Source organism: Streptomyces sp. NBC_01216 (assembly GCF_035994945.1).
GTDB lineage: Bacteria > Actinomycetota > Actinomycetes > Streptomycetales > Streptomycetaceae > Streptomyces.
This window is the reverse complement of the sequence record NZ_CP108677.1, coordinates 2090969-2112975: the sequence shown is the minus strand read 5'-3', so window position 1 is coordinate 2112975 and position 22007 is coordinate 2090969. Positions and strand designations below refer to the sequence as shown.

Below are 22007 nucleotides of genomic sequence, written 5' to 3'. Positions count from 1 at the left end.
GGCACCGACCGGCCCCGGCCCGGAGCCGCCCACTCTACCGGGCCAGGAATCCGGGGGTCAGTGCTCCGCAGCGGAGTGGTCGCCGGAGGGTGCGGCCGAGGTGACCAGTTCGGTGAGGACGCCGTGGCAGTCCTTGGGGTGAAGGAAGGTGATGCGGGACCCCATGGAGCCGGTACGGGGTTCGTCGTAGAGGACCCGGACGCCCTTGGAGCGGATGTCCGCGGCGTCGCCGTCCACGTCCGCGGTCCCGAAGGCGATGTGGTGGACTCCCTCTCCGTTCTTGGCCAGCCATTTGCCCACGGCGGAGTCCTCGCGGGTCGGCTCGAGGAGCTGGAGGTAGGAGGCGCCGCCGTCGGAGGTCTCGTTGATCTTGAGCATGGCCTCGCGGACGCCCTGCTCCTCGTTCACCTCGGAGTGGAACACCTCGAAACCGTAGGTCGCACGGTAGAACTCGACGGTCTTGTCGAGGTCGAAACAGGCGATCCCGATGTGGTCGATTCGCGTCAGCATTCTCCCAGTGCAGCGCCAGTGGGATGGTTACGCAACGTGCGCGCCGTCACACCTTCCGCCCGGTGACCTCGCGTGGCACCGCTCAGTACATTGGCGGTAAACCCTCGTTCACTCCTCATCCCAAGGGGCTGTGCCTCATGTCTGGAACGACCGGTACCACCTCAGTGATCGTCGCGGGCGCCCGCACGCCCATGGGGCGACTGCTCGGCTCCCTCAAGTCCTTCTCCGGTGCCGACCTGGGCGGTTTCGCCATCAAGGCCGCGCTCGACCGGGCGGGCATCGGCGGCGACCAGGTGCAGTACGTGATCATGGGCCAGGTGCTCCAGGCGGGCGCCGGCCAGATCCCCGCACGTCAGGCTGCCTTCAAGGGCGGCATCCCGATGAGCGTCCCGGCCCTCACCGTCAACAAGGTGTGCCTGTCCGGTCTGGACGCCATCGCACTGGCCGACCAACTGATCCGCGCCGGTGAGTTCGACATCGTCGTGGCCGGCGGCCAGGAGTCGATGACGAACGCCCCGCACCTGCTGCCGAAGTCCCGCGAGGGCTACAAGTACGGTGCGATCGAGATGCTCGACGCCATGGCCTACGACGGCCTCACCGACGCCTTCGAGAACATCGCCATGGGCGAGTCCACGGAGAAGCACAACACTCGCCTGGGCATCCCGCGCGCCGAGCAGGACGAGATCGCCGCGCTGTCCCACCAGCGCGCGGCCGCCGCGCAGAAGAACGGCATCTTCGAGGCCGAGATCACCCCGGTCGAGATCCCGCAGCGCAAGGGGGAGCCGGTCGTCTTCGCCAAGGACGAGGGCATCCGCGCCGAGACCACGGCCGAGTCCCTCGGCAAGCTCCGCCCGGCCTTCGCCAAGGACGGCACGATCACCGCGGGCACCTCCTCGCAGATCTCGGACGGCGCCGCCGCCGTCGTGGTGATGAGCAAGGCCAAGGCCGAGGAGCTGGGCCTGGAGTGGATCGCCGAGATCGGCGCCCACGGCAATGTGGCGGGGCCGGACAACTCGCTCCAGTCGCAGCCGTCCAACGCGATCCGGCACGCGCTCACGAAGGAGGGCCTGACCGTCGACGACCTCGACCTGATCGAGATCAACGAGGCGTTCGCCGCGGTCGCCCACCAGTCAATGAAGGATCTGGGCGTCACCCCGGAAAAGGTGAACGTCAACGGCGGCGCCATCGCCCTCGGCCACCCCATCGGCATGTCCGGCGCCCGTGTGGTGCTGCACCTCGCGCTCGAGCTGAAGCGGCGCGGCGGCGGTGTCGGCGCGGCGGCCCTGTGCGGCGGTGGCGGCCAGGGTGACGCACTGATCGTTCGCGTCCCCGGCAAGTAGGCACCGACCCAAGGAGTACCGCAGATGGTGGACGTCCCCGCACTGGTGGACCAGGCACGGGAGGGCCGGCCGCGGGCCGTGGCCCGGCTGATCTCGCTCGTGGAGGGGGCGTCCCCCCAACTGCGCGAGGTGATGGCGGCGCTGGCCCCGCTGGCCGGCGGCGCGTACGTGGTGGGCCTGACCGGCTCGCCCGGCGTGGGCAAGTCCACGTCGACGTCCGCGCTGGTCTCCGCGTACCGGAGAGCGGGCAAGCGGGTCGGGGTGCTGGCTGTCGACCCCTCGTCGCCCTTCAGCGGCGGGGCGCTGCTCGGCGACCGTATCCGGATGTCGGAGCACGCCTCCGACCCGGGTGTGTACATCCGCTCGATGGCCACGCGCGGTCATCTGGGCGGCCTGGCGTGGGCCGCCCCGCAGGCGATCCGCGTGCTGGACGCGGCCGGCTGCGACGTGGTCCTCGTCGAGACGGTCGGTGTCGGGCAGTCGGAGGTGGAGATCGCCTCCCAGGCGGACACCTCCGTGGTGCTGCTCGCGCCGGGCATGGGTGACGGCATCCAGGCGGCCAAGGCGGGCATCCTGGAGATCGGCGACGTGTACGTGGTCAACAAGGCGGACCGGGACGGCGCGGACGCGACGGCCCGTGAGCTGAACCACATGCTGGGTCTGGGGGAGGCGCGTGGTCCGGGCGACTGGCGCCCGCCGATCGTCAAGACCGTGGCGGCGCGCGGCGAGGGCGTCGACGAGGTCGTGGAGGCGCTGGAGAAGCACCGCGCCTGGATGGAGGAGCACGGGGTGCTCGCCGAGCGTCGCCGCGCCCGCTCGGCCCACGAGGTCGAGACGATCGCGGTCACCGCGCTGCGCGAGCGGATCGGCGACCTGCACGGCGACCGCCGTCTGGACGCGCTGGCGGAGCGCATCGTGGCGGGGGAGCTGGACCCGTACGCGGCCTCCGACGAGCTCATCGCGAGCCTGACGGGCAACTGACGACGGCGGCACGGCACGATGTGGAGGGCCCCACCCCGGCGGGGTGGGGCCCTCCACATCGTGCCGTGCCGGGGCGTGGCCCCCCGTTACGGCTTGCCGCGGCGGCCACGGAGCCGCTCGGCGACCGGCTTGAGCGACTCGTGGAGGTCGCCCAGGGCCTCCGGGGAGAGCTGGTCGATGAAGTGCTGGCGCACCGACTCGACGTGGTGCGGGGCCACCTTGCGCATGGTCTCCATGCCCTGGTCCGTCAGGACGGCGTACAGGCCACGCCGGTCTGACTCGCAGTTCTCCCGCCGGACCAGTCCGGCGTTCTCCATGCGGGTGATCTGGTGCGAGAGCCGGCTCTTGGACTGCAGGGTCGCGGTGGCCAGATCGCTCATGCGCAGACGGCGTTCAGCCGACTCCGAGAGGTTCACCAGGATCTCGTAGTCGTTGTTGGTCAGGCCGAAGGGCTGGAGGTCCTTCTCCAGCTGGTACGTCAGCATTCTGTTGACGTCCAGGTAGGTGCGCCAGGCGCACTGCTCGGCGTCGCTGAGCCAGGGGGTGGCCGTCTCGGTCTCCATGTATGGATTCTACCTAAGAAGTTGAATGCTGGACGAAATTGAGGTGTGTGACGCGGGGCACCCGGAGCCCCCGGCGAACGGGTGCAGACGTTCGATGACGTCACACTCCGCAGACTACCGCTCACGCGACGGACCCGGAGCGGCCCGCCGGGGCTGGGCCGGAATCCGACCCCGGAGCCACTCCGCGCGAGCCCGGGGCGCCTTCGTCCACGGCGCCGGCCCGGCGGCCCCAGTACGCCTCCGGAGGCGCGGGGCCGCGCGAGCGGGCGCCCTCCGCCCCGTGGCGGAGGGGACGGTCAGAGGCCGAAGCGACGCTGGAGATCGCCCAGTTGCCCGGGCAGGCGCGGTACGGAGCCCTGCGGTCCGTGGCCGGAACCATGCGGGGTGTGGCCCGGGACGCCCGCCTGGGCCGGTGGCTCGCCGATCGCGCGCTCCGCCATCAGTAGCTCGGTGGACTGGAGCAGGACCGTACCCGCACCGACGAACTCGAACTGGTGCTCCTCGCCGGAACTGCCACCGAGGCCCGTCAGCGCCCGCACGCCGCCCATCACCCCGGTCAGATAGCCGTGGTCGTAGTGATGGCAGGGGGAGGGGCAGTCCGCCCAGCCCACCAGCGCCTGCGGGTCCACACGCATCGGCGGCTCCATGAAGACCACCGGACCGTTGGACGCGGCCACGAACTTACCCGTGCCGATCAGCGTCACGAAGCCCGGGACGATCGACTGCTTCAGGGCCAGCGTCGGCTGGTACGCGAGGAGGTTGCCCGAACGGATCGTCAGGTTGCCCTCGTCGAGGTCGTACGAGTTGACGTCGAAGGCCCGGTCGGCGAGCAGCATCTTGCCGCTCCCCTCGGCCACCACCCAGTCGCTCGCGTGCAGCGGCGAGTGGAAGGAGGTCCGCACCAGACGGTCCAGCCGACCGTGGCCGATGCCGTTGAACTCGATCCGCCCGTAGTAGGCGATCATCTTCCCCTTCTGCAGGAACCAGGGGGAGCCCTTGAGTTCCACGCAGAAGGTGTACGCGTTCACGTTGTCGTCCGACGGCAGGGTCATCGGGTCGTGGATCACCGGGGCGCTCACAGCTTCTCCTCCGAGGCCTGTACGTACACGGCGCCGCTGCCACTGAGTTCCAGCTGGAACGCCTCACCGGAGCCGCGCCCCACCATGTCGCGCCAGCCGAGCGCGGTGGAGAGCTTGTTGCGTACGTCGCCGTGGTGGGCGACGTACGCCTGCGGGTCCACGTGGACCGGACGGCCGGGCGTGATCGGCAGCTCGATCACCCCGCCGTGGGCCATGACGGCGACCGCGCCGTGGCCGCGGAGCGTGGTGGTGAAGAGCCCCTGGCCCGTCACCTGTCCGCGCACCATGCCCATGACGCCCCCCTGGGAGCCCATGAACATGGTGCCCTGCTCCAGGGTGCCGTCGAAGGCCAGCAGCCGGTCGGCCTCGACGTAGAGGGTGTCGCCGGACAGCTGGATCACCTGGATGTGGTGGCCGCCGTGGCCGAACATCACCGTGCCGTCGCCCTCGACCGTCATCAGCGGCGTCGCCTCGCCCGCCACCCGGCGGCCGATCATCGACATCACGCCGCCCTGGCCGCCGGTGAGGTTCGGGGTGAAGGAGACCTCGCCGCGGTAGGCGAGCATCGCGCCGCGCTGGCTGAACATGTGCCGGCCCGGCACCACCGTCGCCTCGACCATCTTCGAGTTGACCTCGCGGAACGGCATCAGACGTCACCCCCGATCGTGTTCCGCTCGCTCGGCTGCACGTAGACGAGACCGTCGCCCTCGAAGCGGATCTGGAACGCCTCGCCGCCGCCCTCGCCGAGGAAGGTGCGGAAGGTCACACCGGACTGGAAGTGCTGCTGGACGTTGCCCTGGTGCGCGATGTAGGCGCCGGGGTCGACGGAGAGCGGGTACTGCGGGGAGACGCGCAGCACCACCGCCGGGCCGTCGGACATGATGGCGGCCTGGCCGGTGCCCTCGACGGTCGTCGTGAAGAGCCCGTTGCCGGTCGCACCGCCGCGCAGGCCGGTGAAGGTGGTCCCGGTGCGCAGGCCCGCGTCGGTGCAGAGCAGGTTGCTCGCCTCGACGAATAGCTTGTCGCCGTGCAGGGACACGAGGTTGATCTCGGAGGCGCGGTCGGCGAACCAGCAGGTCCCCTGGCCCTTCACCTCCATCACCTCCATCTGTTCGCCGGTGAGGCGGCGGGTGACCATCCCGCGCAGGCCCTCGCCGCCGCCGGACATCTTCTTGAACGCCATCTGGCCGTCGTAGGCGACCATCGAGCCGTTCTTCGCCTTCACGGCGTCGCCGGTCATGTCGACGGCGAGCACTTTGCTGCCTTGGAGTCGGAACGTAGCCACGGAGGGAGGTTACGGGGCGCGGCGCGGCCGCGAACAGGGACCTGCGGAGGATGCCGACCCTGATAAAGGGCAGGCAAAGCCGGCTGCCACAATGGACGGGCGCTTGTGCATCCCTTCACAAGATCGTCGACCCCGATCAAAAGGTGACCTTCGTGGACATCAAGACCGCTTCGTCCCTGCATCGCCTCCGGCTGGTCTCCGCGCCGGAGGCCGTCTCCTTCCTCCTGCTGCTGGTCTGCTCGGTGCTCAAGCGCACCACGGACTTCAACGCGGTCCCGGTGATGGGTGCGATCCACGGCATCCTCTTCGTCCTCTACGTGCTCTTCTGGCTGGACGCCTGGAACCGCACCAAGTGGGACCTCAAGACGGCGGCGCTCTACTTCGTGCTCTCCGTGCTGCCGTTCGGCGGCTTCTTCGCCGAGCGCCGGCTGAAGAGCGCGGCCGAGGATGCCGTCATCGCCTCCCGCGCCCGCCACGAGGGCACGGTGAACGCGTGATCGTCGCGTTCTCGGTCACGCCACTGGGTGTCGGGGAAGAGGTCGGCGAGTACGTCGCCGACGCGGTCCGGGTCGTCCGCGAGTCGGGCCTGCCGAACCGGACCGACGCCATGTTCACCTCCGTGGAGGGGGAGTGGGGCGAGGTCATGGACGTCGTCAGGCGTGCCGTCGCCGCCGTCGAGGCGCGTGCCCCACGGGTCTCCCTGGTCCTCAAGGCCGACATCCGGCCGGGCGTCACCGACGCGCTGGACGCGAAGGTCGCCACGGTCGAGCGGCACCTCGGAGCCTGACGCCCCGGGCCCGCGGTGACCGGTCCCGGCCCGCCGCCGTATCCCGGTCGGCCCTCCCCGCGCACGCCGCGTCGCCCGCCCGTGGCCTCGCCCCGGGCGGCCGCGGGAAGCCCCCAGCCCTTCGGGGCGCGCACGGGCGCTGATTGAACGACCGCTCACCATGGGTTACGGTCATTTTGAGCGGTCGCTCAACGAGTTTCGGCCGTCGTCGGCGCCGGTGTCTCCGCGGGGGAGCGCCACCGGGGCCGACGCCGGCCGGCGTTCGCTCGCCCGGCCCTTCCTCCGGCGGCTCCGGCCGCCCGGCGCGCGGGTACGGCACGCCGCGCCGCCTCGTCGGCCGCGCCCGCCGGGGCGACGCTGCAGGGCCCGGTGAGCCGGGCTCCGGACGGAGGAGGAACCCGCATGGCCAAGGACGCCGAAGGGCCGGCCGGAGAAGGCCGAGACGCCTCCCCGGGCTCCGGAGCCAAGGACGGGCGCAGTCGCGGAACCCGTGAAAAACTCCTCGAAGGCGCCCTGCGCGCCCTGACCGAGCAGGGCATCGCCCGGACCTCCGCCCGTTCCGTCGCCGCCGCGGCGGGCGTCAACCAGGCCCTGGTCTTCTACCATTTCGGCTCCGTGGACGAACTCCTCGCCGCCGCCTGCCGCCACGGTGCCGAGCGGCGTGTGGCGCGCTACCGCGAACGGCTGGCCGCCGTCACCACCTTCGCCGAGCTCCTCCGGTTCGGCCGCGAGATGCACGCCGAGGAGCGGGGCGCCGGCCATGTCGCGGTACTCGCACAGCTGTTGGCGGGAGCTCAGAGCCGGCCGGGTCTGGCCCCCGCCACCGCGTCCGGACTCGACCTCTGGATCGAGGAACTGGAAGGCGTCCTCACCCGAGTCCTGGCCGGAAACCCGCTCGCCGAGTTCGTCGACCCCGCCGGACTGGCCCGCACCTGCGCCGCGGCCTTCGTGGGGCTCGAACTGTACGAGGGCGTGGACCCCGCGGGCGCCGAGCAGGTGCTCGTCTCACTGGAGCGGCTGGCGGGGCTCGCCGCCGCGCTGGAGGACCTCGGGCCGCTCGCCCAACGGGCCGTCAGGCAGAGGCTGCGGCGCGACGGTCGCCACTGAGAGCCTGTCGGGGCCGGTAAGTCCCTCGCTCGGACGACTCCGGTCGACATGTCGATACGAGTCACCTTTGGTGAGGGTATCGACCTGTCCGATGACAGCTGGAGGCACCGTGCGGCCGGAAGGCTACGACTACGAGACCTACAGCCGGATCGCCGGTCCCCTGACGGAGCCCGCGGCGGCCTACCGGGTGCGGTACCGCAGCCTGCTCGCGAAGGAACCGCACCGAATACGGGCCGTCCTCCTCCTGTGCCTGGCTCCCCTGCTCTCGGCGGTGCTCCTGGTCTACCTCGTCTGGCCCAGTCACCGGACCGTCCGTCCCGGCGGAGCCGCCTGGCTGGTCCACCTCGACACCGTGATGCTCGTGTCGATCGGCCTCGTCTGCTTCTTCATGCTGGTGAACGTCGCGTCGGTCGCCCACGCCGCCCTCGTCGCCCGTGACCCGGTACCCGTGCGCGCCGAGCCGGGCACCCGCGTGGCCTTCCTCACCACCTACGTCCCGGCGAAGGAGCCGCTCTCGACGGTCCGCGCCACACTCGAGGCGGCGGTGCTGCTGCGGCACGACGGACCGCTCGACGTGTGGCTGCTCGACGAGGGCGACGACCCGCGGGCCAGGGCGCTCTGCGGTGAGCTGGGCGTCCGGCACTTCACCCGCCACGGCGTCCCCGAGTGGAACCGCGACAAGGGACCCCACAAGGCCCGCACCAAGCACGGCAACTACAACGCCTGGCTGGCCGCACACGGCGACGCCTACGCCTTCCTCGCCTCCGTCGACACCGACCACGTCCCCCTGCCCGAATTCCTGGAACGGATGCTCGGCTACTTCCGCGACCCGGACGTCGCGTTCGTGGTCGGGCCGCAGGTCTACGGCAACTACACCTCGGCCGTCACCAAAGGCGCCGAATCCCAGCAGTTCCTCTTCCACGCCCTCATCCAGCGGGCCGGGAACCGCTACCACGCCCCCATGTTCGTCGGCACCAACAACATCGTCCGCGTCTCGGCCCTCCGCCAGGTGGGCGGACTGTACGACTCGGTCACCGAGGACATGGCGACCGGCTTCGAACTGCACCGCCACCGGAACCCCGGCACCGGCCGTTTCTGGCGGTCCGTCTACACCCCCGACGTCCTCGCCGTGGGTGAGGGCCCGGCCTCCTGGACCGACTTCTTCACCCAGCAGCTGCGCTGGTCCCGGGGCACCTACGAGACCCTGATCAGGCAGTACCGGAAGGCGCTCTTCAGGATCCCGCCCGGTCGCCTCCTCCACTACACCCTGATGCTCGTCTACTACCCGATGACCGCCGTGAACTGGCTCCTCGGCGTCCTCAGCTGCGTGCTCTTCCTCTGGTTCGGGGCATCCGGCACCCAGGTCTCCTCCTCGGTCTGGCTGATGATCCACAGCGATGCGGCGGCCCTCCAGATCGCGCTGTACCTGTGGAACCGGCGGCACAACGTCTCACCCCACGAACCCGAAGGCTCGGGCGGCCTGGCCGGGATGGCGATGTCGGCACTGTGCGCCCCGGTCTACCTGAGGTCGCTCGGCTCCGCGGTGCTGCGCACCCGGGGCTGTTTCGTCGTCACCCCCAAGGGAGGCGGGGGCAGCCCCGACCGGCTCCGCACCTTCCGGATCCACCTCGGGTGGGCGACCGTGCTGGTCGTCTCGCTGGCCGCCTCCGTCCGCTTCCAGCACACTCACGTGGCCATGCGCACCTGGTCCGTCCTCGCCCTGGCCCTCGCGCTCGGACCGCTCGCCGTCTGGACCTGGACCGCCCTGCGCGCCGGGCGGACCGGCCCGTGTGCCGGGGAGAGCGTGCCGGGCACCCGCCCCGCCGTCGGATCGGCGGCGCCCGCCCCCGCCGCCCCGGCCACGCCGCCGCCCGCCCTTGCCCCGGCCCCCGCCGGGCCCGTCGCGGCGGCGCCCACCACGACAGGAGGGAACTGACCCATGGTCCGACTGCCGTCGGGACGCCTCAGGAAGAACCTGTTCGGCGGCGGCGCCGTCGTGCTCCTCGCCGCACTCAACGCCCCCGCCGTGGTCTCCTTCGCCGAGGCCGAGTACCACGCCTACAAGATCGCGCGTCCCGGGTACCAGCGGACGTACGGCTCCTGGCGGATCGTCGACGTGCCCGCCGAGTACCGCGTCAACGCCATCCACGCGGCCCTGCTGCACACCGGCAAGGTGCTGCTCATCGCCGGCTCCGGCAACGACCAGGAGAAGTTCGACTCCGGCACCTTCGACACCATCCTGTGGGACCCGGGAAACGACACCTTCAAGAAGATCCCCACGCCCGAGGACTTCTTCTGCTCCGGCCACGCCCAGCTCCCCGACGGTCGGCTGCTGGTCGCCGGCGGCACCGCCCGCTACGAGGTCCTCGACGGCGAGGTCAAGAAGGCCGGCGGCACGATGCGGGTCAGGAACGAGAACACGGACAAGGCCGTCACCCTCGCGAAGGGCACCGTCTTCCGCTCGCCCTCGGGCGTCGAGTACGTCAGCGCGGCCGACGTCACGGTCCCCAGGGCCACCCGTGAGTTCCAGGGCTCGTACGTCGGGAGCGGCCGGATGAACCCGTGGCAGAGCAAGGTCACCGCGGCCGAGGCCGATGTCTTCGTCGAGGCCCGGGAGGAGGGGCCGCGGGGCCTCACGACCCAGGCCGCGCGCTACGAGATCCTCGGCCGTGAGGGAGCCGGCGAGGTCTACGGGGTCGCGCAGCGGCTCACCACCGCCAAGCAGGAGTTCCAGGGCATCAAGGCGGCCTACGAGTTCGACCCACGGGCCGAGCGGTACGTCCCGGTCGCCCCGATGGAGGACGCCCGCTGGTACCCCACGTTGGTGACCCTCGAAGACGGCAGGGTGCTCGCCGTCTCCGGCCTCAACGAGGTCGGAGACGTCGTGCCCGGCGACAACGAGATGTACGACCCGGCCACCAGGACCTGGTCCCCGGGGCCCTTCCGCTACTTCCCCACCTACCCCTCCCTCTTCCTCACCCAGGGCGGCCGGCTCCTCTACACCGGCTCCAACGCCGGTTACGGCGCGGAGGACCGGGGTCGTACGCCGGGCCTGTGGGACCTGGAGAAGAACACCTTCACCCCGCTGGGCGGCCTCAGCGACCCCGACCAGCTGGAGACCTCGGCCTCCGTGCTGCTGCCGCCGGCCCAGGATCAGAAGCTCATGGTCTTCGGCGGCGGAGGGGTCGGGGAGTCCCCGAAGTCCACCGCCCGCACCTCGATCATCGACCTCTCCCGCCCCGACCCGTCCTTCCGTGACGGACCGGCGCTGCCGCAGGGCACCCGCTACCTCAGCAGCGTGCTCATGCCCGACGACACCGTCTTCACCAGCGGCGGCTCGCGCGGGTACCGGGGCCGCAGCCGCAGCGACGTGCTCAAGGCACAGTTCTACGACCCGAAGACCGACACCTTCACCGCGGCGGCCGAGCCGGCCGTCGGCCGCAACTACCACTCCGAGGCGCTGCTGCTGCCCGACGGCCGGGTCGCCACCTTCGGTTCCGACCCGCTCTTCGACGACGAGGCCAACACCCGACTCGGCACCTTCGAGCAGCGGATCGAGGTCTACACCCCGCCCGCCCTGCACCGCGCCGGTGCGGATCGGCCCGTGCTGGGGGAGGGTCCGCGCACCGTCGACGCCGGCGCCCGTGCCACCTTCCGGACGGCGGACGCGGCCCGGATCACCACGGCCCGGCTGATGCGGCCGAGCGCCGTCACCCACACCACGGACGTCGAGCAGCGCTCCGTCGCGCTCGGCCTGACGAAGGGGCCGGACTCGGTGACGGTGGACGTGCCGGGGGACCGGACGCTGGTTCCGCCCGGCTGGTACATGCTCTTCGTGACCGACCGGGACGGCGCGCCGTCCGAGGCGACGTGGGTGCGGGTGCCCTGAGCACGTGAGCGCCGGCCCCGGGCCGGCGCTCACCCCGGGCCGGCACCTTCCGGCGCCGGCGCACCGGACCGGGCGTCCTCGCGAGGACGGTCCGCACCGGGCGGGGACGTCTGTACCGCGAGGGAGATCCCCAGCGGCGTCCGCTCGTACAGCACCTGGTGCCCGTACCGCCGCGACGTGAGCAGTCCGGCCTCACGCAGCACGGTCAGATGCGCCGACACGGAGGACGGGGCGAGGCCCAGGCGGTGCGCGAGCGCTGTCGTGCCGGCCGGTTCGTCGAGGGCGCACAGCACCTCGGCACGGGCCGCGCCGAGCAGCCGTGCCAGGGTCCGCGGCGTCCGCTCGCGGGCCTCGGTCCACAGCCCGCCGATGCCGCGGGCCGGGTAGGCGACGGTCGGCTGCCAGGGCGGGTCGAAGCCGCTCACCACATCGGGCCAGATGAAGACCGACGGCAGCAGCACCAGGCCCTGGCCGTCCAGGGCGCGGACGTGCTCGCCCCGGTAACCGACGGTGAGGGTGGCGCGGTCGGCGGCCCAGTCGAAGCCGGGGTGCAGCTCGCCGAGGAGCCGTTCCAGCCCGCCTTCGGCCAGCCTGCGCGAGTGGTAGGCCACGTCCGCCTCCAGCAGCGCGCGCAGGCGGGGCCAGTCGGGCGCGACCAGCGTCTCCCAGGCGATGCGGAGCAGATCGGCGAGGCGCCGGACGGCGTCGGTGGGGTCGGCGAGCACGCGCCGCCCCTCGGGGCTCTCCGCCGCCCCCGGGGTGTCGGCGAGCGACCGCTCGAAGTCGGCCAGCGCCTGCGCGGGACCGGTGCGGCGCACCGCCGCGAGCTCCTCCTCGAAGGAGACGGCCGGTCCCAGCGGGGGCGGGTAGAGGAAGTCGGGACTGTGCCCGCGCCGCGGCATCAGCAGGTGCAGCGGACGGAGATCGAGACCCTCGGCCGCGCCGCGGATCCGCCGCAGCCAGGGCAGGTGGTAGCCCTGGTGCCGGGGGTGGGCCAGCACGCGCACGGCGGAGTGCGTCTCCCAGAGCGGCGAGATCGCGAACCGGATCCGCAGCGGGTCGGCCTCGCCGAAGCGGAGGTGGTAGGGCATCGGCACTCCGGGACCGGAAGATTCGTCTGGAGCCGAAAGTCTAGGCCGCCGGCACCGGGACCGGCAGTCTGCGGCCCATGTCCATGCCCGTGCCCGTGCCCGACAGCCGCACCCCGCCCCCCGCGGCCGTGCCCCCGGACGCTCCCGCCGCGGAGTCCGGAGCCCCGCCGGAGGCCCCCGCCGGGCGGGACGGCGGACGTGGCTACCGGGCCGTGTTCGCCGTGCGGGAGTTCAGGACCGTCTTCGCCGCCCACCTGCTCTCCCTGCTCGGCGTCGTCATCAGCGAGATCGCGCTCACCGTCCTCGTCTACGACCTCACCCGTTCCCCGCTGCTGTCCTCCCTCACCTTCGCCCTCGGCTTCCTGCCGTACCTCCTCGGCGGCACCCTCCTCGCCGGCGTCGCCGACCGTCACCCGCCCCGCCGGGTGCTCGTCTTCTGCGACCTCGTGTGCGCCGGCTGCGTGGCGCTCATGGCCGCTCCCACGACCCCCGTCGCCGCGCTCCTGCTGCTGCGGTGCGTGGTCGCCGCCGTCGCGCCCGTCTTCGGCGGCACCCGCATGGCGACCCTCACCGACATCCTCGGCGAGGGCGAGCTCTTCGTCCTGGGCCGGTCCGTGCTGCGGATCGCCTCCCAGAGCGCGCTGCTCGCCGGCTTCGGCGCCGGCGGCCTGCTCCTCACCGTGGTGCCGCCGCGCGGCGCCATAGCGATCACCGCCGGGACCTTCCTCGCCTCCGCGCTGCTGCTCCGCCTCGGGACGCGCGCGCGTCCCGCCCGCGCGGCCGGAGCGCGCCGAGGGGGCGGCGGCACGTTCGCGGTGCTGCGCGACCGCAGGGTGCGCGCCCTGATGCTGATGTTCTGGGTCCCGCCGTTCTTCGCGGTGGCGCCCGAGGCGCTCGCCGCGCCCTACGCCGACGGGATCGGCGCCTCCACCGCCGCGCTCGGCCTGCTGATGTGCGCCCTGCCCGTCGGCACCATCGCGGGCGAACTGCTCGCCGGCTCCGTCCTGACGCCCGCGGCCCGCTCGCGCATCGTCGTCCCGCTCGCCGCGGTCGGGGCGCTGCCCTTCCTCGTCTACCTCGCCGAGCCGGGCGTCGTCCTCGCGTCCGTCGCCCTGCTGCTGGCGGGCGCCACCGGGGCGTACACCCTGGGTCTCGACGCAGGGTTCGTCGCCGCCGTTCCCGGGGAACTGCGCGGGCGGGCCATGACGCTGATGACGGCCGGAATGATGACGGTCCAGGGTCTCGGGATGGCCTCCGCCGGACTGGCCGCCGAGTTCGCCCCCGTCCCTCTCGTGGTCGCGGGTGCCGGTGTGCTCGGCACGCTCGGGGTGCTCGCGGCGGTGGCCGAGGTACGGGCGGCCGACCGGGCGGGGCGGGCGTCCGGGGCGACCGAAGCGCGAGACGGGGCTGACCGGCATGTGACCACTGGGTAAGGTCGACGCGTGCCGAAGCCGCTCAGTCTCCCGTTCGACCCCATCGCCCGCGCCGACGAACTCTGGCAGAAGCGCTGGGGGCCGGTCCCCTCGATGGCCGCGATCACCTCGATCATGCGGGCCCACCAGATCCTCCTCGCGGAGGTCGACGCCGCCGTCAAGCCGTACGGACTGACGTTCGCGCGGTACGAGGCGCTGGTGCTGCTCACCTTCTCCAAGGCGGGCGAACTGCCGATGTCCAAGATCGGCGAGCGACTCATGGTGCACCCCACCTCCGTCACGAACACGGTCGACCGTCTGGTGCGCTCCGGTCTCGTCGACAAGCGGCCGAACCCCAACGACGGCCGCGGCACCCTCGCCTCCATCACCGACAAGGGCCGTGAGGTCGTCGAGGCCGCCACCCGTGACCTGATGGAGATGGACTTCGGCCTCGGGGCCTACGACGCCGAGGAGTGCGCCGAGATCTTCGCGATGCTCCGTCCGCTGCGGGTCGACGCCCACGACTTCGACGAGAGCTGACCCGCGCGAAGATCGCCCGGAACGTGCCGTTACGCTCGACGGCATGAAATCCAGCGTGCTGACCCGCTACCGCGTCATGGCGTACGTGACCGCCGTCATGCTGCTCGTGCTGTGCACCTGCATGGTCTTCAAGTACGGGTTCGACCGGGGCGAGGACGTGACCTTCGCCGTCTCCCAGGCCCACGGTGTCCTCTACATCATCTACCTGATCTTCGCCTTCGATCTGGGCTCCAAGGCCAAGTGGCCGTTCGGCCGGCTCCTCTGGGTCCTGCTGTCCGGCACGATTCCCTTCGCGGCCTTCTTCGTCGAGCGCAAGGTCGTCCGGGACACGCTTCCGCTGGTCAGTGGCGCGCGGCCGGAGCCGGTCAAGGCCTGAACCCCGCCTCCGCGCATATGTGCGGAGGTTTGCCATCGACATTTACTAGGACGTCCTAGTAAATTCGATGGCATGGACGCTGACGCGATCGAGGAAGGCCGCCGACGCTGGCAGGCCCGCTACGACAAGGCCCGCAAGCGCGACGCCGACTTCACCACGCTCTCCGGTGACCCGGTCGAGCCCGTCTACGGGCCCCGCCCCGGGGACGCCTACGAAGGGTTCGAGCGCATCGGCTGGCCGGGCGAGTACCCCTTCACCCGGGGCCTGCACCCGACCGGCTACCGGGGCCGGACCTGGACCATCCGCCAGTTCGCCGGCTTCGGCAACGCCGAACAGACCAACGAGCGCTACAAGATGATCCTGGCCGCCGGCGGCGGCGGACTGTCGGTCGCCTTCGACATGCCGACCCTGATGGGCCGCGACTCCGACGACCCGCGCTCGCTCGGCGAGGTCGGCCACTGTGGTGTCGCCATCGACTCCGCCGCCGACATGGAGGTCCTCTTCAAGGACATCCCCCTCGGCGACGTCACCACCTCCATGACGATCTCGGGCCCGGCCGTGCCCGTGTTCTGCATGTACCTGGTCGCCGCGGAGCGCCAGGGCGTCGATCCGGCCGTGCTCAACGGCACGCTCCAGACCGATATCTTCAAGGAGTACATCGCGCAGAAGGAGTGGCTCTTCCAGCCGGAGCCGCACCTGCGCCTGATCGGCGACCTCATGGAGCACTGTGCGCGGGGCATCCCCGCGTACAAGCCGCTCTCCGTCTCCGGCTACCACATCCGCGAGGCCGGGGCGACGGCCGCGCAGGAACTCGCCTACACCCTCGCCGACGGCTTCGGCTACGTCGAACTGGGCCTCTCGCGCGGCCTGGACGTCGACGTCTTCGCGCCGGGTCTGTCCTTCTTCTTCGACGCGCACCTCGACTTCTTCGAGGAGATCGCCAAGTTCCGCGCCGCCCGCCGGATCTGGGCGCGCTGGATGAAGGAGGTCTACGGAGCCAAGACCGACAAGGCCCAGTGGCTCCGCTTCCACACCCAGACCGCCGGCGTCTCGCTCACCGCCCAGCAGCCGTACAACAACGTCGTGCGCACGGCCGTGGAAGCCCTCTCCGCGGTCCTCGGCGGCACCAACTCGCTGCACACCAACGCCCTCGACGAGACCCTCGCCCTCCCCAGCGAGCAGGCCGCCGAGATCGCGCTGCGCACGCAGCAGGTGCTGATGGAGGAGACGGGCGTGGCCAACGTGGCCGACCCGCTGGGCGGCTCCTGGTACGTCGAGCAGCTCACCGACCGCATCGAGGCCGACGCCGAGAAGATCTTCGACCAGATCAAGGAGCGCGGCCGGCGCGCCCACCCGGAGGGCCGCCACCCGATCGGTCCGATCACCTCCGGCATCCTGCGTGGCATCGAGGACGGCTGGTTCACCGGCGAGATCGCCGAGTCGGCCTTCCAGTACCAGCAGTCCCTGGAGAAGGGTGACAAGCGGGTCGTCGGCGTCAACGTGCACCACGGCTCGGTCACCGGCGACCTGGAGATCCTGCGGGTCAGCCATGAGGTCGAGTGGGAGCAGGTCCGGGTGCTCGGCGAGCGCAAGGGCCGCCGCGACGACGCCCGGGTCCGCGCCTCGCTGGACGCGATGCTGGCGGCGGCCCGGGACGGCTCGAACATGATCGGCCCGATGCTCGACGCGGTGCGCGCGGAAGCCACGCTCGGCGAGATCTGCGACGTGCTCCGTGAGGAGTGGGGCGTCTACACCGAGCCCCCGGGTTTCTAGGGCGTGTTGGGGGGTGGCGGTCGCCATCCCCCTTCACGGAGCCCCCCGGGCGGGCGAAGGCCACCCGGCAGGCTCTCAGCCTTGGGAGGCCGCCGCGCCGAGGCCGCCCAGGAGCAGGGCGCACAGCCGCTGGACCCACTCCTGGTCCACCGGCTCGGCGCTGACCAGCGCCCGGTGCACCACCGCGCCCGCGATCACGTCGAAGATCAGGTCGTCGGTGGCGTCGATCGCCGCGGGGTCCCGGTCGGTGGGCAGTTCACCCCGCTCCTGGGCACGCCGGCGCCCCTCCAGGACCAGCCGCTTCTGACGGTCCACGATCGAGGTGCGGATGCGCTCGCGCAGCGGTTCGTCCCGGGTGGACTCGGCGACCACCGCCATGAGCGCGGTCTTGGTCTCCGGGCGCTGGAGCAGCTCGGCGAACTGGAGTACGACGTTCTCGATGTCGGCCTGGAGGCTGCCGAGGTCGGGCAGGTCGAGCTGGTCGAAGAGGACGGCCACGGCGTCCACCACGAGCTCGTTCTTGTTGCCCCAGCGCCGGTACAGCGTGGTCTTGGCGACCCCCGCCCGGGTCGCGACGTCGCCCATCGTGAGCTTGGACCAGCCGAGGTCGACCAGGGCCGCACGGGTCGCCTCCAGGATCGCCGCGTCCGCCTGGGTCGACCGGGGGCGGCCGGGGCGTCCGGTGCTTCGGGAGCGGGTACGGCTGCACATGGAGGCGACCATACCCGTCAGTAGGTATTGCGCCAGAGGGCTGTGATGTGAGGCAGTTCACCGTGGGCATCGTCCCCGCGCCCTCGCGCCGCGCACGCTCCCGCAGATACGCTACGACCCGTAGCGAAAGGCTGTTGAGCGGCCCCAGCGACAACCACACGCGCCGGGTGGGGACCCGGCGCAACCGAACGAGGACCGTGTACGTCCGTACATCTCGCGCACCGGCGGGAGCTCCGCGGGCGGCACGGTTCAGCCATGGCTTACCGGTCACGCGCGCGGAGGGGGGAGGATGTACCCATGCAGCCCAGAAACATGTCCATGAGCGGCGTCGTCGACCTCGCCGCGGTGAAGGCGGCCGGAGAGGCCAAGGTCAAGGCGGAGCAGGCGCGTGCCGAAGCCGCCCGCCACGGGGGCACGCCGGCCGTCGCCCCTTCTGCCCTGGTGATCGATGTCGATGAGGCAGGCTTCGAGCGCGATGTCCTCGAGCGCTCCGCCGAGGTCCCGGTCGTCATCGACTTCTGGGCCGAGTGGTGTGAACCGTGCAAGCAGCTCGGCCCCCTCCTGGAGCGTCTCGCGGTCGAGTACAACGGCCGCTTTCTGCTCGCCAAGGTCGACGTCGACGCCAATCAGATGCTGATGCAGCAGTTCGGCATCCAGGGGATTCCGGCCGTTTTCGCGGTGGTGGCCGGCCAGGCCCTGCCGCTCTTCCAGGGCGCGGCGCCCGAGGCCCAGATCCGGCAGACCCTCGACCAGCTGATCCAGGTGGGCGAGGAGCGCTTCGGCCTGACGGGCATCGCCGTGGAGCCCTCCGCCGAGGGCGCCGCGGAGGAGGCCCCCGCACCGGTCGGCCCGTACGACGCCTTGCTGGAGGCGGCCATGTCCGCCCTCGACGCGGGCGACCTGGCCGGTGCCGTCCAGGCGTACCGGAACGTGCTCACCGACGATCCCGCCCACCCCGAGGCGAAGCTGGGCCTGGCCCAGGCCGAGCTGCTCGCCCGGGTACAGGACATGGACCCGCAGCAGGTGCGCAGGCAGGCCGCGGACGACCCCGCCGACGTCACCGCGCAGATCGCCGCCGCCGATCTCGATCTGGTGGGCGGCCATGTCGAGGACGCCTTCGGCCGCCTGGTGGACGCCGTGCGCCGCACGGCGGGCGCGGACCGGGACGCGGCGCGCCTGCGCCTCCTGGAGCTGTTCGAGGTCATCGGTCCGGACGACCCCCGCGTCGTGACGGCGCGTCAGGCTCTCGCCCGCGTGCTCTTCTGACCCCGCCCCGCCCTCCCCGGGCGGCGTCGATCCGGCGGGAAGATGACACACAGCGGCCGCGCTTTACCAAAACTTGGTAATCGCGGCCGCTGTTACTTGCAGTAAATCGAACCCGAATTTCTGTCCGGATTTCACCGGCATTCTCCGACTATGGCGTGGGCCATGACTCCACCCTGTGTGGCCGCTTGACATCGCCACGTCGTGGCGAGGTTATCCAGCCGTTACTAGCGAGTAACGAACCCCCTTGTGCCCCGGCCCGGAATGGACCACGATCGGCCACGCTCGGTCCTCCACCGCACCCACCCGGCAACCAACCGGGCTCGCGGCGAGGGTCCCCACCGAGTGGGCCGGCGGCAGTGGCGCCGGCCGTGGACAGGGGGGTTCCTGCGCTCACCGCGACAGGGCCTGTCCAAGCAGGTTGCGCGCAAGGCGCGGCCAGTGGTTGTCGCTCGGGGGTGATCGCCGGTGACTCGGACGCGCAGCGCCCGGTGTCCGGTGCTTCTTCCCGAGGACGTAGCGCTTCTCCCATCCCAGGACGGGCCCCTGGGCCCATCCGGAGATGTACGTCCGAGAAGGAGGAATTCTCATGAAGTCCCAGGTTCGTGGCGGGACCAGATGGAAGCGGTTCGCCGTCGTCATGGTGCCGAGTGTGGCCGCGACGGCCGCGATCGGTGTCGGCCTGGCTCAGGGCGCGCTGGCCGCGTCCTTCAGCATCTCCGGCCAGGAGTTCAAGGTTAAGGCCGACAGTCTTGTCGGCAAGGACTTCGTGCAGTACGGCAACCTCGTGTCCGGCAAGGACCTCGAGGGCAAGCCGTTCGCGGAGCCCGTCGGCGTCTCGGGCTTCTCCGAGGCGTGGATCACCAACATGTGCCAGTCCGTCGTGACGCCGAAGGTCCCGATCCTCGGCACCGTCTCGCTGGAGCTCCGTGCCGGCACGGACAACGGCGAGCCGGTCTACGCGAAGGACATCTACCTCGATGTCTCCTCGCTGAAGGCGGACGCCGAGTTCGGCAACATCGACATCGGCGTGGCGGCGGGCGCACTGCCCAAGTCGGAGGGCAAGCCGGGCATCCAGCCGGGCACCCAGGCCAACCTGTACGGCTTCTCGCAGCGCGCCGAGACGGCGACGCTGAACAACGTGGAGCAGAAGGCCTGGGCGACCACCGCCGGCACCTTCCGTCTCCCCGACCTGAAGCTGTCGCTGCACAAGGGCACCAAGGAGTGCTTCTCCGAGTAAGCACTCGGCGAGCACCCGCTCGGCGGGCGTGGGCCGTCGTCCGTACGGCCCCGCCCGTTCCCGGCCATCGCGCCGTGTTCTCCACTTCTCTCAGCAATACCGCTTCCAGGGAGCTGTTTTCCATGAGCGCCGAGTCCACTGCTTCCCGCGGAGTCCCGAAGAACGACAACCGGTTCCGCACCTGGCGGGGCACCCGGCCGTTCTGGGCCGGTCTGTTCACCATGTTCGGCGGCGTGCCGATCGCGTATCTCCCCTACGCCGACATGCGGCTCGGCAACATGACGATCGCCATGGCCACCACGGCCGGCGCCGGCGCGCTGATCATCGGTGTGCTCCTGGTGACGCTCGGCCTGACGATGTGGTTCCAGCCGATCGTCCGGGTCTTCGCGGGTGTCGCCGCGATCGTGCTGGCGCTCGTGTCCATCCCCGTGTCCAACTTCGGCGGCATCTTCGTCGGCTTCCTGTCCTCCATGATCGGCGGCTGTCTCTCGGTCGCCTGGGCGCCGGGCGTCCCGGTGGAGGAGTCCGAGGAGGCGCGGGCCGAGGGCGCCCCGGGTGCGCACGAGTACGACGGTCCGCGGCAGGGCCCGGAAGGTGACGAGGGCTTCGACGCCGTCGCACCCGTACCGGTTCCGGAGCAGCGCGCCGGTGAGGAGCCGGACCTGTCGGTGGGTCCCGGTGCGCAGGCGACCGAAACCACGATCGACGCCAATGGCGGGAGGAACAGTGCGGGGTGACGAAACACAGCCGTCGCAGTCGGCGACGACTGGGGACAGCGCCACTCTGACCGGCAGGGGGCCGCGGCACGCGGCCCCGCGCAAGTCGCTGCTGAACAGAATCCAGGGACCGGCGGGCAAGGCGATGGCCCTGGCGGCCATGCCGACCGCGGTGCTGGTCGGCATGGGGCTGACGCCCCGGCTCGCCCTCGCCGATGACAAGGACATCCCCTTCGCCCCCGGCCCGTGCGTGACCCGCTCGGACGAGCCGACGGCCGAGGAGACGACGAAGCCGGCGGAGACGCCCGAGCCGACCGCCGACCCGTCGGCCACCGAGGCACCCGCTCCGGAGGCCACCGAGGAGAAGGGGACGCCCACACCCGGCGCCACCCCCTCGGCGGCCGAGACCGCGCAGGCGGTCGACGAGCAGCGGCCCGCCGTACAGCAGGCGCCCGCTCCCGAGCCGACCCCGACGAAGAGCGTGAACCCGCTCGATCCGCTGGGCATCGGCGACAAACTGAAGGACCTCTTCGACGGGCCCGACGCCACCCCGACGGCCACCCCGTCCCCGACGGCGACCACACCGACGCCGCCGCCGGCCACCACGCCCACCACGCCGGCGACCGAGGCGCCCACGACCGAGGAGGCGCCCACCGCGCCCAAGGCCCCGGTCGACCGGACGAAGGACGCCATCAAGGACGCCGCCGACAAGGCGGGCGCCCAGGTCCAGGAGCTCCCGGCGGACGCCAAGGGGCTCGACGCCAAGAAGGACGAGGACATACCGGACGGCGCCAAGCCCCGGTTCCCGTGTCCCGAGGCCGATCCGGAGGCACTCGCGGCGGCCGAGCTGGAGCCGGGCATCCCGCTGCTGCCGGACGAGCCGTGGAAGCTCCAGAGCTCACTGCTCACGCTCAGCGGCCTGAAGTACCACGGCATCGTCGAGGTCAAGACGGGCAGCGGCAAGATCAAGAAGGTCCTGAAGTTCACCGCGAGCTCGGTCGACATCAAGGATCTGCACCAGCTCACCGTGCACTCGGAGGGCCGGACGGGTCACGTCCGCTCGAACCGCGGCTCGACGTCGACCATCCGCAACGGCACGGTGACCATGTACACGGAGCAGCTGAAGGGAAATCTCTTCGGCCTGATCCCGATCACCTTCAACCCGCAGACCCCGCCGCCGCTCGACGTCCCGTTCGCCTTCTTCACGAACGTCGAGGTCATCCAGGCGGGCCAGTTCGGCGGCACCCTCAAGGTCCCCGGGCTGCGCAACACGGTCGAGCCGAACTGACCGACCCGGCCTCCGGGAGCCGCACACGACGAGGTCCCCCGTCCGGCCCGGACGGG

Annotated in this window: 22 protein-coding genes; 15 read left to right on the top strand and 7 right to left on the bottom strand. The window is 71.4% G+C overall.

Annotation, left to right across the window (positions count from 1 at the left end):
- Positions 1 to 57: 57 nt before the first annotated feature.
- Entirely contained in the window at positions 58 to 510 is a 453-nt protein-coding gene (gene mce / locus OG393_RS08830) for a methylmalonyl-CoA epimerase (RefSeq protein ID WP_327374078.1), read from the bottom strand.
- A gap of 137 nt (positions 511 to 647) precedes the next feature.
- Here mce and OG393_RS08825 point away from each other — a divergent pair, with 137 nt between their 5' ends.
- Both OG393_RS08825 and meaB read left to right on the top strand, forming a co-directional pair.
- On the top strand, positions 648 to 1850 hold the full coding sequence (locus OG393_RS08825; RefSeq protein WP_327374077.1) for an acetyl-CoA C-acetyltransferase: 1203 nt from the start codon (positions 648 to 650) through the stop codon (positions 1848 to 1850).
- A 24-nt stretch (positions 1851 to 1874) separates the two neighbouring features.
- The gene (meaB, locus tag OG393_RS08820) at positions 1875 to 2831 is read left to right on the top strand and encodes a methylmalonyl Co-A mutase-associated GTPase MeaB (RefSeq protein WP_327374076.1); all 957 of its coding nucleotides are present in this window, start codon (positions 1875 to 1877) and stop codon (positions 2829 to 2831) included.
- A gap of 86 nt (positions 2832 to 2917) precedes the next feature.
- Here meaB and OG393_RS08815 read toward each other — a convergent pair whose 3' ends face one another.
- The 4 genes from OG393_RS08815 to OG393_RS08800 all read right to left on the bottom strand — a co-directional run bounded on the left by OG393_RS08815 (position 2918) and on the right by OG393_RS08800 (position 5758).
- Positions 2918 to 3394 carry a MarR family winged helix-turn-helix transcriptional regulator gene (locus OG393_RS08815; protein ID WP_327374075.1) on the bottom strand — a complete coding sequence of 159 codons (477 nt, stop codon included), beginning with the start codon at positions 3392 to 3394 and terminating at the stop codon, positions 2918 to 2920.
- Between the two features lie 296 nt (positions 3395 to 3690).
- Positions 3691 to 4446 (bottom strand): AIM24 family protein, encoded by a 756-nt coding sequence (locus tag OG393_RS08810; RefSeq protein ID WP_327378360.1) that lies wholly within the window; start codon positions 4444 to 4446, stop codon positions 3691 to 3693.
- Between the two features lie 23 nt (positions 4447 to 4469).
- Positions 4470 to 5120 (bottom strand): AIM24 family protein, encoded by a 651-nt coding sequence (locus OG393_RS08805; protein WP_327374074.1) that lies wholly within the window; start codon positions 5118 to 5120, stop codon positions 4470 to 4472.
- Entirely contained in the window at positions 5120 to 5758 is a 639-nt protein-coding gene (locus tag OG393_RS08800; RefSeq protein ID WP_327374073.1) for an AIM24 family protein, read from the bottom strand. The genes OG393_RS08805 and OG393_RS08800 overlap by 1 nt, the downstream gene beginning before the upstream one ends.
- A gap of 152 nt (positions 5759 to 5910) precedes the next feature.
- On the opposite strand from OG393_RS08800, the gene OG393_RS08795 reads away from it, so the two are divergent.
- The 5 genes from OG393_RS08795 to OG393_RS08775 all read left to right on the top strand — a co-directional run bounded on the left by OG393_RS08795 (position 5911) and on the right by OG393_RS08775 (position 11541).
- A complete protein-coding gene (locus OG393_RS08795; RefSeq protein WP_327374072.1) occupies positions 5911 to 6255 on the top strand; it encodes a DUF3817 domain-containing protein in 345 nt (114 codons plus the stop codon).
- Entirely contained in the window at positions 6252 to 6545 is a 294-nt protein-coding gene (locus OG393_RS08790) for an MTH1187 family thiamine-binding protein (protein WP_327374071.1), read from the top strand. Before OG393_RS08795 ends, OG393_RS08790 begins: the two co-directional genes overlap by 4 nt.
- Before the next feature lie 402 nt (positions 6546 to 6947).
- Entirely contained in the window at positions 6948 to 7652 is a 705-nt protein-coding gene (locus OG393_RS08785) for a TetR/AcrR family transcriptional regulator (protein WP_327374070.1), read from the top strand.
- 91 nt (positions 7653 to 7743) lie between these two features.
- The gene (locus tag OG393_RS08780) at positions 7744 to 9588 is read left to right on the top strand and encodes a glycosyltransferase family 2 protein (protein ID WP_327374069.1); all 1845 of its coding nucleotides are present in this window, start codon (positions 7744 to 7746) and stop codon (positions 9586 to 9588) included.
- Positions 9589 to 9591: 3 nt separating this feature from the next.
- Entirely contained in the window at positions 9592 to 11541 is a 1950-nt protein-coding gene (locus tag OG393_RS08775) for a kelch motif-containing protein (protein ID WP_327374068.1), read from the top strand.
- A gap of 29 nt (positions 11542 to 11570) precedes the next feature.
- On the opposite strand, the gene OG393_RS08770 is transcribed toward OG393_RS08775, so the two are convergent.
- Entirely contained in the window at positions 11571 to 12632 is a 1062-nt protein-coding gene (locus OG393_RS08770; RefSeq protein ID WP_327374067.1) for an ArsR/SmtB family transcription factor, read from the bottom strand.
- Positions 12633 to 12709: 77 nt separating this feature from the next.
- Between OG393_RS08770 and OG393_RS08765 the strand changes: the two genes are divergently transcribed.
- From OG393_RS08765 to OG393_RS08750, 4 genes are all read left to right on the top strand, one after another.
- On the top strand, positions 12710 to 14065 hold the full coding sequence (locus OG393_RS08765; RefSeq protein WP_327374066.1) for an MFS transporter: 1356 nt from the start codon (positions 12710 to 12712) through the stop codon (positions 14063 to 14065).
- Between the two features lie 9 nt (positions 14066 to 14074).
- Positions 14075 to 14584, top strand: coding sequence for a MarR family winged helix-turn-helix transcriptional regulator (locus tag OG393_RS08760; protein WP_327374065.1), 510 nt, complete (start codon positions 14075 to 14077; stop codon positions 14582 to 14584).
- A gap of 43 nt (positions 14585 to 14627) precedes the next feature.
- Entirely contained in the window at positions 14628 to 14960 is a 333-nt protein-coding gene (locus OG393_RS08755; protein ID WP_327374064.1) for a DUF3817 domain-containing protein, read from the top strand.
- 72 nt (positions 14961 to 15032) lie between these two features.
- A complete protein-coding gene (locus OG393_RS08750) occupies positions 15033 to 16733 on the top strand; it encodes an acyl-CoA mutase large subunit family protein (RefSeq protein ID WP_327374063.1) in 1701 nt (566 codons plus the stop codon).
- Positions 16734 to 16808: 75 nt separating this feature from the next.
- On the opposite strand, the gene OG393_RS08745 is transcribed toward OG393_RS08750, so the two are convergent.
- Positions 16809 to 17444 carry a TetR/AcrR family transcriptional regulator gene (locus tag OG393_RS08745; protein WP_327374062.1) on the bottom strand — a complete coding sequence of 212 codons (636 nt, stop codon included), beginning with the start codon at positions 17442 to 17444 and terminating at the stop codon, positions 16809 to 16811.
- Positions 17445 to 17741: 297 nt separating this feature from the next.
- On the opposite strand from OG393_RS08745, the gene OG393_RS08740 reads away from it, so the two are divergent.
- From OG393_RS08740 to OG393_RS08725, 4 genes are all read left to right on the top strand, one after another.
- Positions 17742 to 18710, top strand: a complete 969-nt coding sequence (locus OG393_RS08740; protein WP_327374061.1) for a tetratricopeptide repeat protein — start codon at positions 17742 to 17744, stop codon at positions 18708 to 18710.
- Between the two features lie 586 nt (positions 18711 to 19296).
- Entirely contained in the window at positions 19297 to 19947 is a 651-nt protein-coding gene (locus OG393_RS08735) for a DUF6230 family protein (RefSeq protein WP_327374060.1), read from the top strand.
- A 122-nt stretch (positions 19948 to 20069) separates the two neighbouring features.
- Positions 20070 to 20684, top strand: a complete 615-nt coding sequence (locus tag OG393_RS08730; RefSeq protein WP_327374059.1) for a DUF6114 domain-containing protein — start codon at positions 20070 to 20072, stop codon at positions 20682 to 20684.
- A complete protein-coding gene (locus OG393_RS08725) occupies positions 20674 to 21951 on the top strand; it encodes a hypothetical protein (protein ID WP_442817408.1) in 1278 nt (425 codons plus the stop codon). The genes OG393_RS08730 and OG393_RS08725 overlap by 11 nt, the downstream gene beginning before the upstream one ends.
- Positions 21952 to 22007: the final 56 nt, after the last annotated feature.